Here is a 9313-nt window from a genome sequence, read left to right on the forward strand (position 1 = left end):
AAACAAAAACTTCTGCTTAAATTGATGTACAATGAAGTTATATCATAAAATAATGTTAGCGATTACAAAGTAAAGGAGTATATGTATGTGGATTGATATTACGCAAAAACTATCAAACGAAATTGCACACTGGCCGGGGGATGAGCCTTTTAATTTTGAGTTGTCTGCTACTAAATCAGAAACGGGCTCGGTAAATATAGGGAGTATTTCTACAAGTACTCATATTGGAACACATATGGATGCACCATTTCATTTTGATGATGAAGGTATAACGATAGATCAAATTGATGTAAATCGATTAATAGGCGAGGCAACATTGATAGAAGTTTTTGAAGAGAATTTAATTTCTCGGGAAATACTTGAACAGTTTGACATTAAAGGGACTATTATCATGATTAAAACAAAACATGAAGCGAAATCAAATATTTTTCCTGAAAATGTACCTGTACTAACGGAAGATGCAATTGCTTATTTATCAAGTATTGGTATTAAAGTGTTTGGTATAGACGTCCCTTCAGTAGATGATATAGATTCTAAAACATTAGATAATCATCACGCTTTTAATAAATACGATATTATCAATATTGAAAATTTATTATTAGAAGAAGTATCAGCTGGCTATTATCATTTTATAGGTTTACCACTTAATTTAATAGGAGCAGATGGTTCGCCGATTAGAGCAGTTATTGAAAAGAAAGGGGAATAGGGATGAATAATTTTCAAGATGATTCGATCAAAGGGGAAAGTGTAAAGACAGATTTTACAGAAGATATGACTTATAGTGAATATTTAGGTTTAGATAAAGTTTTATCAGCACAACATACATTAACAGATAGTCATGACGAAAAATTGTTTATTATCGTTCATCAAGTTTCAGAATTATGGATGAATCTCATAATTCATGAAATTAATTCTGCATGTGATGACGTTAAAAATGATCAATTTAAACAAGCGTTTAAAAAGTTAGCACGAGTAGGAAATATACAAAAACAACTCATTCAAGTATGGGAAGTATTATCTACGATGACACCGAGTGATTATTTAACGTTTAGAGATGATTTAGGTAGTTCTTCAGGATTCCAATCTTACCAAAATAGAATGCTTGAATATAGCCTCGGGTATAAAACGACACATGCGCTTAAAATATATGAAAAAGATGCTAACATATATAATTTGTTAAAAACACAGCTTGAAAAACCAAGTATATACGATGAAACGATTAAAGCTATAAACAGGGCTGGTTTTAAGATTGATGAATCAGTATTAAATAGGAAAGTGACAGACAATCATGTTTCTAATGAATCAGTGAAAGAAGCGTTTAAAGAAATATATTTAAATGCAGAAACATATTTTGAGTTATATGAATTACTAGAGAAATTAACGGATGTTGAGGATAGATATAGTCAATGGCGATTCCGTCATATGAAAACTGTGCAGAGAATTATAGGATTTAAAGTAGGAACTGGTGGCAGCTCTGGTGTAAATTATTTAAAACGTGTTATAGATCATAGCTTCTTTCCAGAACTTTGGGAACTTAGAACAGAATTGTAAAAACAATAACAATTGCCGGAGTGGTACTACCAATCTGGGGCATAAATAAATGTCTCAGGCTGGTAGTTCCGCTCCCTTCTTATTTCAAAAAAATTTATGAATTGCTCATTTCGCTGTCTTTAATATCAGTTATAAACATATGTCCTGGGGCATGTGTAATCATAATTTCTGGTTTAGCTTGAAGTGCGACAGATTGAGGTGTAACGCCACATCCCCAAAATACAGGGACCTCATTATTTTTAATTGTTACAGGGTCACCAAAGTCTGGGGTGTTGATATCTTGTATCCCAATTTCACTAGGGTTTCCTATGTGAATAGGTGTGCCGTGAACATCTTTAAATTGCGTTGTGATTTCTGTTGATTTAATCGCATCTGCCATTGTCATTGGTCGCATACTCACAGTTATATTACCTTTGAAAACACCGCTTGTTGACGCCGGAATATTTGTAATATACATGGGTACATTATGTTTTTCTTCGATGTGTCTCATTGGAATGCCTGCTTCTATTAAAGCGTGTTCGAACGTAAAGCTACATCCTATTAAGAAACTCACCATATCTTCTGTATATAAGTTACTAATATCTTGATATGTATCAACTAACACACCATCTTTATACATTCTATATAACCCTACATCAGTTCTAATATCAGCATCTTTACCATATTTTTTAAATGAAGTTGAACCTTCTTCTGAAACATCTAATAACGGACATGTCTTAGGATTTCTAAAACAAAACTTCAAAAAGTCATAGGCGTACTTTGATGGTAAAATGACGACATTTGCTTGTACATAACCTTTAGCCATCCCGCTAGTAGGCATTTCTAATTCACCACGTCTTATTAAACCTCTTATTTCATTCGGTAAAGCATTTTGTAAATCCATCACTAAATCCCCCTTGAATCTTAAATGTCTTGTATATCATATTATAACATTTTCTCTTTATATGATTGAGATGAATGACATATGGTAAAATGTTTGAGGATGAGAAACTAAATTAAAAATAAAAATATAGGGTGCTATTATGTTAAATTTATTTGTATTATTACTAGAAAGAGTAGGGCTCATTATACTTGTCGCTTACATCTTAATGAATACATCATATTTTAAAAATATGATGGGAGAGCGTGAACAATGGTACGTTAAATGGAGACTTATCATAGTATTTTCTTCATTTGCTTTGTTATCTAACTTTACAGGTGTAGCTATTAATAATGGTGAAGTGGTTTCAAGCATGATTTACCTTCATCTAGGACCAGAAGTTTCACTGGCGAATACACGTGTATTAACGATAGGTGTGGCAGGTATGATCGGCGGACCATTCGTCGGTTTATTTGTAGGTGTATTATCAGGTATATTTAGAGTTTACATTGGCGGAGCAGATGCATATACTTATTTAATTTCATCTATAGTTATTGGTTTAGTGGCTGGTTATTTCGGCCAAAGAGCGATGAAATCTAAAGGGTATTTATCTGTGAAACAAAGTGCTTTAATCGGTGCATCTACAGAAGTTATTCAAATGATATGTATTCTTGTGTTTTCCTCACAAAAAGCAGATGCACTAGAGCTTGTTCAATTGATAGCATTACCTATGATCATTATTAATGGACTGGGAACAGCAATATTTATGTCCATTATTGTTTCAACTGTTAAACAAGAAGAGCAAATGAGAGCTATTCAAACGCAAGATGTATTGAAACTCGTCAATCAAACCTTGCCTTACTTTAAAGAGGGGTTAACAGAGTCTTCAGCAAACGAATCTGCTAAAGTGATTAAAGATTTAATGAAAGTTTCAGCTGTAGCTATTACAAATAAAACACATATTTTAGCGCATGTAGGGGTTGCCAGTGATCACCACACTCCAGATAAAACAATCATTACAGATTTGTCTAAAGCTGTAATTGACACCGGTCAACAAAAAGAAGTGTATTCTAGTAAAGAGATAGGGTGCCAACATCCTAACTGTCCACTGGAAGCGGCAATCGTAATACCTCTATATATACAAGGAGATATCGTAGGAACACTTAAACTTTATTTTACTGATTATCATGATTTAACATTCGTTGAGAAACGTTTAGCTGAAGGATTAGCGAAAATATTCTCGAGCCAATTAGAACTTGGTGCTGTTGAAACACAAAGACAATTACTTCAAGACGCTGAAATAAAATCATTACAAGCACAAGTCAATCCACATTTCTTCTTTAATGCTATGAATACAATTTCTGCATTAGTTAGAATTGATCATGAAAAAGCGCGCCAATTATTATTACAAATGAGTCAGTTTTTCCGTTCTAATTTGCAAGGTGCTAGAAATAACACAATTACAATTTCTAAAGAACTTGAGCAAGTTAGAGCATATATTGCGTTAGAACAAGCAAGGTATCCTGACCATTTTATTATTGAATGTGATATTCCTGAGCAATATGAATCAGCACTTGTACCACCATTCGTAATTCAAATACTTGTAGAGAATGCAATTAAGCATGCTTTTACAAATAGAAAAGATGACAATCGAATATGGGTGAAAGTTACGGGTGAACAACATAAAATTAAATTATCAGTGAAAGATAATGGTCAAGGTATCCCTGAAGAAAAGTTGGGGACAATTGGTAAAGTAATTGTAGAATCACAGTCGGGAACAGGGAGTGCACTTGAAAATTTAAACAGAAGGCTAATCGGTTTATTTGGTCCAACTGCAGAACTTAGCATTCATACTAGTCATTTAGGCACCGAAGTCCAAACTGAAATACCGTATAAACATATAGAGGAGGATATGTAATGCAAGCATTAATTGTAGATGATGAACCATTAGCACGTAATGAATTAAAATATTTACTTAATCAAATTGGGTCATTTAGTGATATTAAAGAAGCAGAAAATGTTGAAGAAACATTAGAACATTTATTATCAAATGATTTTGATGTGATATTTTTAGATATTAATTTAATGGAAGAAAGCGGACTAGATTTAGCTAAAAAAATTAATAAAATGAAACATATTCCACATATTATATTTGCAACAGCTCATGATACTTTTGCTGTACAGGCATTTGAATTAGAAGCAACTGATTATATATTAAAGCCTTTTGAAAAAGTACGTATTGAACAAGCTGTAAATAAATTAACTAGTAGTGGACAACAATCAGTAGTTGAACAATCCAATCATGACGGAACTGAAGTGTTACCTATTGAAATTGATGATCGTATTTACATTTTAAATATAGAAGATATTATAGCGATATCCGTCAATCAAGGTGTTACAACAATTAACACGACAGAAACAAAATATGAAACAAACGAACCGCTCAGTTATTATGAAAAGAAACTGAGCCATGCCAAATTTATCCGTATCCACCGTGCTAGTATCATCAATAAAAAGCATATTCAGTCAGTAGAACATTGGTTTAATTCCACATATCAAGTGACGTTAACACATGGTATAAAATTACAAGTAAGCCGATCATATATGAAGTTGTTTAAAGCGGAAATAGGGTTGGTGTAATTTGGACATCAACTTATTGTAACTCACACATTAAATATTGCATCTCAGGATGAAAACGCTTTATTTAATAGTTTTCATATTAAGATAACCTTAAGAGATAAATACAGGAGGTTGTCGTTATGAAACAAGTTAATAACTTCTTTCAACAAGTATTAACGATATCAATCATATTATTGATATCACATATTATAGAAAGCTTTATGCCTATACCAATGCCAGCATCAGTAATCGGGTTAGTATTGATGTTTGTTGCACTTACTACGGGAATTGTGAAATTAGAACAAGTAGAAGCGGTTGGTACAGCGTTAACGAATAATATAGGGTTTTTATTCGTACCAGCAGGTATTTCAGTTATTAATTCACTGGGTGTTTTAAGTTCAAGTCCAATTTTAATTATTTTATTAATAATCATTTCCACGATTTTATTACTTGTTTGTACAGGAATATTTTCACAACTTATTATGAAACCAAGTGAAAAAACTGCTAAACAAACTAAAAATATTAAACGTAAAAGAGTGGCAGGTGATTACGCATGATGGAACATTTAGGCGTAAATACACCATATTTCGGAATAGGTTTATCAGTTGTCGTATTTTTATTAGGGACACTATTATTTAAAAAAACAAATGGATTTTTCCTATTCGCACCTTTATTCTTCAGTATGGTAGTAGGTATTCTATTTTTAAAAGTTACAGGCATACCATACGAAAATTATAAAATCGGGGGAGATATTATTAACTTCTTCCTTGAACCTGCTACAATTTGCTTTGCGATTCCTTTATATAAAAAGCGTGAAGTATTAAAGAAACATTGGCATCATATTATGGGAGGTATAGCAGTAGGTACAGTCTCAGCATTAGTTATCATCTATATTGTTGCGAAAGCTTTCCAATTCGGTGATGATATTATCGCTTCAATGTTACCACAAGCTGCAACAACAGCGATTGCTTTACCAGTATCTGAAGGTATTTCAGGCATTAAAGAATTAACATCACTTGCAGTTATTTTAAATGCAGTTATTATTATGGCATTAGGTAATAAATTGCTGAAACTATTCAACATAACAAATCCAATTGCACGTGGTTTAGCATTAGGAACAAGTGGACATACATTAGGTGTTGCTGCTGCGAAAGAACTAGGAGAAGTAGAAGAATCAATGGCCAGTATTTCTCTCGTATTAGTTGGTGTAGTGGTCGTAGCAGTTGTACCAATATTTGTACTGCTGTTGCTATAAGTTAACAAGTTTGGATTATAAATCCTAACTCAAAATAAATGGGAGTGGGACAGAAATCTCATTTTAATAAATAGATTTCGTAGTCCCACCCCGGCAAGGATGACTAGGGTTGGAAAAAGCTTGATATAAGCGCATTTTCAATCCAGTCAGCTACTGCCATTATCATAAATGAGGCTGAGACATGTATTTATGTCCCAGCCTTATTTTTATGAAAGTTAAAGATTTTATTCGTGCATGCCTGGGGTATGGCTCGAGCCTGTAGTCTCTCACGCATACTATTCCCATGAGCGTCAGCACTTCACAAAATTGTTAGTGAATCCAATAAGTAGTACGATTCTTAGTTTATTTGCTCATGCAAGAATTATTTTACGTTCTTTCTACTAGTATCCATTTTGAAATGATAAAAGTTACAGGAACAGTTATGACGAGACCTATGAATGGTGCGAATATTTCACTTACATGTAGCCATTGTACAAAAATGTATAACAATAAAGTTTGTAATCCCATATTTACTATTTGAGTTAAAGGGAATTGTAAAAATTTCTTAACTGTTGGCTCAACATGATATACGAAATAACAATTTAAATAAAATGAAATTATAAAGCTTAATATAAATGCTGTAATATGACTCAATAAATAATTGAATTGTAGTATTTTTAATAACAATAAATAAATCCAATAATAGTTAACTGTATTAATGCCGCCAACTATGATAAATCGGACGATCTCGCCGTATTTTTTGTACATAAACAGTTGCTCCTTATATTAACAGAAATTGTTATACGACTAACCCGCGCTTATTACTATATTGTTCATATAATTGCTTCTGTGCTATTTCTTCTAGAATATCAACGACTGTTAATACTTCTTCGTAACTTGTATATAGTGCAGTAGGCGCTAGGCGAATGACATTAGGTTCTCTAAAATCAGGAATCACGCCTTTGTCTTTTAAAGCTAAACTAATACGATAAGCTTCATCATGTACAAGGCATACATGACCGCCACGTAAATAATCTTCTCTTAAATTTCCAACTGCATATCCATATTTAGTTAACTTCTCATCTATTAAATACATAAGATATGAAGTGATATGTAGCGATTTAGTTCGAATAGCATGCATGCCAACTTCATTGAATATTTTCAAAACACCCTCAATAGGTGCCATGGAGAATAAGTTTGGTGTACCTATTTGCCAACCTGAAGCATCTTGTTGATGTTCAAATTCATGTTTAAGCTGGAATTGAGTTTCATCTTTATTTCCAAACCAACCTGCAAGACCAGGTATTTTTGAGAAATGCTTTTTATTAATATATAAAGCTGCTGTTGAGCCTGGACCAGCTGATAAGTATTTGTATGTACACCAAACACCAAAGTCGGCATCTACTCGTGTTAAATCCATATCAATTGCACCAATTGCATGACATAAATCCCATCCGATAATAATATTACGTTCTTTTGCTGCCATCGTGATTTTTTCCATGTCTAAAACTTGAGCACTACGATAAAGTACAGTAGGTAATAAAATGAGAGCAACATCGTCAGTCATAGCGTCGATTAAAGCATTTTCGTCGATATAAGAACCATCACTGCTTTCCACAACTTTAACTGCGTCTTCAGGATTAAGTCCTTTTAACTTCACTTGGCTATCAACTGCATAACGGTCAGTAGGGAAATTTAAGTCGTCTACTAATATTTTATATTTATCTTTAGTTGGTTTATAAAAAGTGCTAATCGCTTGGTGAATATTAGAAGTTGTACTACCAACAATAACAACTTCATTAGCGTCGACACCGATTAAAGGTGCCATATAAGAAGCGATATGTTTAGAATAATGATAGTATTTGCTATCATCTGTATTCCAAATTTTGATACCTTCCTTTTTCCATACTTCTAGAACATTGAGCAAGGCTTCTTCCGCATCTTTAGAAGCTAAACCTAAGGAGTTTCCATCCATATAAATTTCGTTAGGTTGTATGTAAAAACGATCGCGTAAGTAATGCAACACATCTGCAGTGTCTAATGCTTTAGCAAATTCCTTAGTTGTATTAAATGATGTATCCATTTCATTCATCCCCTTATATATGATTCATGATACTTTACATCAATTGTATACTTTCATTATAAAACGTACAAAGATAATGACAATATAAATAAAATCTCCCAATCTGAAAGTTAGAAGACTGACGGATAGAGAGATTTTGTTTATATTAGAATGTTTCACCTAAAGCTTTAGCACGTTTGATACCATCAGCTTTAATTTCTTCAGCTTTGTTAGGTTCAGCATTATGTCCTTCAACGATTAGGCTATCAACGTCAGTAATACCATAGAAGCCCATCATTTGTTTGATATAACGATCACCCATTTCTAACTGTGCTGCAGGACCTTCTGAATAATATCCTCCACGTGCTTGGATATGTAATGCTTTTTTATCTGGTAATAAACCAACAGGACCTTCAGCAGTATATTTAAATGTTTTACCTGCTACTGAAACAGAATCTAAATATGCTTTCATTACTGGAGGGAATGAGAAGTTCCAGAATGGTGTTACGAATACATATTTATCTGCATTCACGAACTGGTTACTTAATTCTTCTAGACGTTTAACTTTCCCTTGTTCGCCTTCTGATAAAGCTTCAAATTCTTGACCCGATTGTAGTTTCCCCCAACCAGCAAATACATCCGCATCAATTTGAGGAATATATTCATTATATAAATCAATGTGAACAACTTCATCATTTGGATTTGATACTTTGTAACTCTCAATAAAAGCTTTAGCTGTAGCCATTGAGAATGACACTGTGTCATCGTGTGGATGAGCTGTTATAAATAATACTTGTGACATATAAAATCTTTCCTTCCCGTAATAAAAATTAAACTAACTATAAATAGTATACTCGAAAAGATTTTTTAGCAATAGAATTAATTTATGAAAAACAGTGATATTACACTTATTTAAATATTATTTCATGAAAGTTGATTTTAATTACTTATTTATAGGAGGTTAATATGATTCGTCCGATATTATATT

10 protein-coding genes are annotated in these 9313 nt (G+C 32.9%); 6 read left to right on the forward strand and 4 right to left on the reverse strand.

Annotated features, from left to right (window positions below; translation table 11 throughout):
- Nucleotides 1–85 precede the first annotated feature (85 nt).
- Nucleotides 86–706 (forward strand): cyclase family protein, encoded by a 621-nt coding sequence (locus CD135_RS07895; protein WP_103269180.1) that lies wholly within the window; start codon nucleotides 86–88, stop codon nucleotides 704–706.
- Nucleotides 707–708: 2 nt separating this feature from the next.
- Nucleotides 709–1551 (forward strand): tryptophan 2,3-dioxygenase, encoded by an 843-nt coding sequence (locus tag CD135_RS07900; RefSeq protein WP_064204640.1) that lies wholly within the window; start codon nucleotides 709–711, stop codon nucleotides 1549–1551.
- 94 nt (nucleotides 1552–1645) lie between these two features.
- Here the strand turns inward: CD135_RS07900 and CD135_RS07905 are convergent, their stop codons facing one another.
- On the reverse strand, nucleotides 1646–2434 hold the full coding sequence (locus CD135_RS07905) for a putative hydro-lyase (protein ID WP_103269181.1): 789 nt from the start codon (nucleotides 2432–2434) through the stop codon (nucleotides 1646–1648).
- A 139-nt stretch (nucleotides 2435–2573) separates the two neighbouring features.
- Between CD135_RS07905 and CD135_RS07910 the strand changes: the two genes are divergently transcribed.
- The 4 genes from CD135_RS07910 (at nucleotide 2574) to lrgB (ending at nucleotide 6284) form a co-directional block, all read left to right on the forward strand.
- Nucleotides 2574–4328 carry a sensor histidine kinase gene (locus tag CD135_RS07910; protein ID WP_103269182.1) on the forward strand — a complete coding sequence of 585 codons (1755 nt, stop codon included), beginning with the start codon at nucleotides 2574–2576 and terminating at the stop codon, nucleotides 4326–4328.
- A complete protein-coding gene (locus tag CD135_RS07915) occupies nucleotides 4328–5050 on the forward strand; it encodes a response regulator transcription factor LytR (protein WP_103269183.1) in 723 nt (240 codons plus the stop codon). The genes CD135_RS07910 and CD135_RS07915 overlap by 1 nt, the downstream gene beginning before the upstream one ends.
- 119 nt (nucleotides 5051–5169) lie before the next feature.
- Nucleotides 5170–5586 carry an antiholin-like murein hydrolase modulator LrgA gene (lrgA, locus tag CD135_RS07920; protein ID WP_017001192.1) on the forward strand — a complete coding sequence of 139 codons (417 nt, stop codon included), beginning with the start codon at nucleotides 5170–5172 and terminating at the stop codon, nucleotides 5584–5586.
- Entirely contained in the window at nucleotides 5583–6284 is a 702-nt protein-coding gene (lrgB, locus tag CD135_RS07925; RefSeq protein ID WP_017001191.1) for an antiholin-like protein LrgB, read from the forward strand. Before lrgA ends, lrgB begins: the two co-directional genes overlap by 4 nt.
- A 366-nt stretch (nucleotides 6285–6650) precedes the next feature.
- Here lrgB and CD135_RS07930 read toward each other — a convergent pair whose 3' ends face one another.
- From CD135_RS07930 to CD135_RS07940, 3 genes are all read right to left on the reverse strand, one after another.
- Complete coding sequence (locus tag CD135_RS07930) at nucleotides 6651–7031, reverse strand: GtrA family protein (RefSeq protein ID WP_016999547.1); 381 nt, start codon at nucleotides 7029–7031, stop codon at nucleotides 6651–6653.
- A gap of 31 nt (nucleotides 7032–7062) precedes the next feature.
- Nucleotides 7063–8346 carry a kynureninase gene (gene kynU / locus CD135_RS07935; protein WP_103269184.1) on the reverse strand — a complete coding sequence of 428 codons (1284 nt, stop codon included), beginning with the start codon at nucleotides 8344–8346 and terminating at the stop codon, nucleotides 7063–7065.
- Between the two features lie 145 nt (nucleotides 8347–8491).
- The gene (locus tag CD135_RS07940; protein WP_103269185.1) at nucleotides 8492–9127 is read right to left on the reverse strand and encodes an FMN-dependent NADH-azoreductase; all 636 of its coding nucleotides are present in this window, start codon (nucleotides 9125–9127) and stop codon (nucleotides 8492–8494) included.
- Nucleotides 9128–9313 lie beyond the last annotated feature (186 nt).

It is taken from the genome of Mammaliicoccus lentus, from assembly GCF_002902755.1.
Lineage (GTDB): Bacteria > Bacillota > Bacilli > Staphylococcales > Staphylococcaceae > Mammaliicoccus > Mammaliicoccus lentus.

What these genes read in the sequence shown, in the direction of transcription:
- lrgA (WP_017001192.1), top strand. Translation starts at nt 5,170, where the DNA reads ATGAAACAAGTTAATAACTTCTTTCAACAAGTATTAACGATATCAATC.
- CD135_RS07940 (WP_103269185.1), bottom strand. Translation starts at nt 9,127, where the DNA reads ATGTCACAAGTATTATTTATAACAGCTCATCCACACGATGACACAGTG.
- kynU (WP_103269184.1), bottom strand. Translation starts at nt 8,346, where the DNA reads ATGGATACATCATTTAATACAACTAAGGAATTTGCTAAAGCATTAGAC.
- CD135_RS07900 (WP_064204640.1), top strand. Translation starts at nt 709, where the DNA reads ATGAATAATTTTCAAGATGATTCGATCAAAGGGGAAAGTGTAAAGACA.
- CD135_RS07910 (WP_103269182.1), top strand. Translation starts at nt 2,574, where the DNA reads ATGTTAAATTTATTTGTATTATTACTAGAAAGAGTAGGGCTCATTATA.
- CD135_RS07895 (WP_103269180.1), top strand. Translation starts at nt 86, where the DNA reads ATGTGGATTGATATTACGCAAAAACTATCAAACGAAATTGCACACTGG.
- CD135_RS07905 (WP_103269181.1), bottom strand. Translation starts at nt 2,434, where the DNA reads ATGGATTTACAAAATGCTTTACCGAATGAAATAAGAGGTTTAATAAGA.
- lrgB (WP_017001191.1), top strand. Translation starts at nt 5,583, where the DNA reads ATGATGGAACATTTAGGCGTAAATACACCATATTTCGGAATAGGTTTA.
- CD135_RS07930 (WP_016999547.1), bottom strand. Translation starts at nt 7,031, where the DNA reads ATGTACAAAAAATACGGCGAGATCGTCCGATTTATCATAGTTGGCGGC.
- CD135_RS07915 (WP_103269183.1), top strand. Translation starts at nt 4,328, where the DNA reads ATGCAAGCATTAATTGTAGATGATGAACCATTAGCACGTAATGAATTA.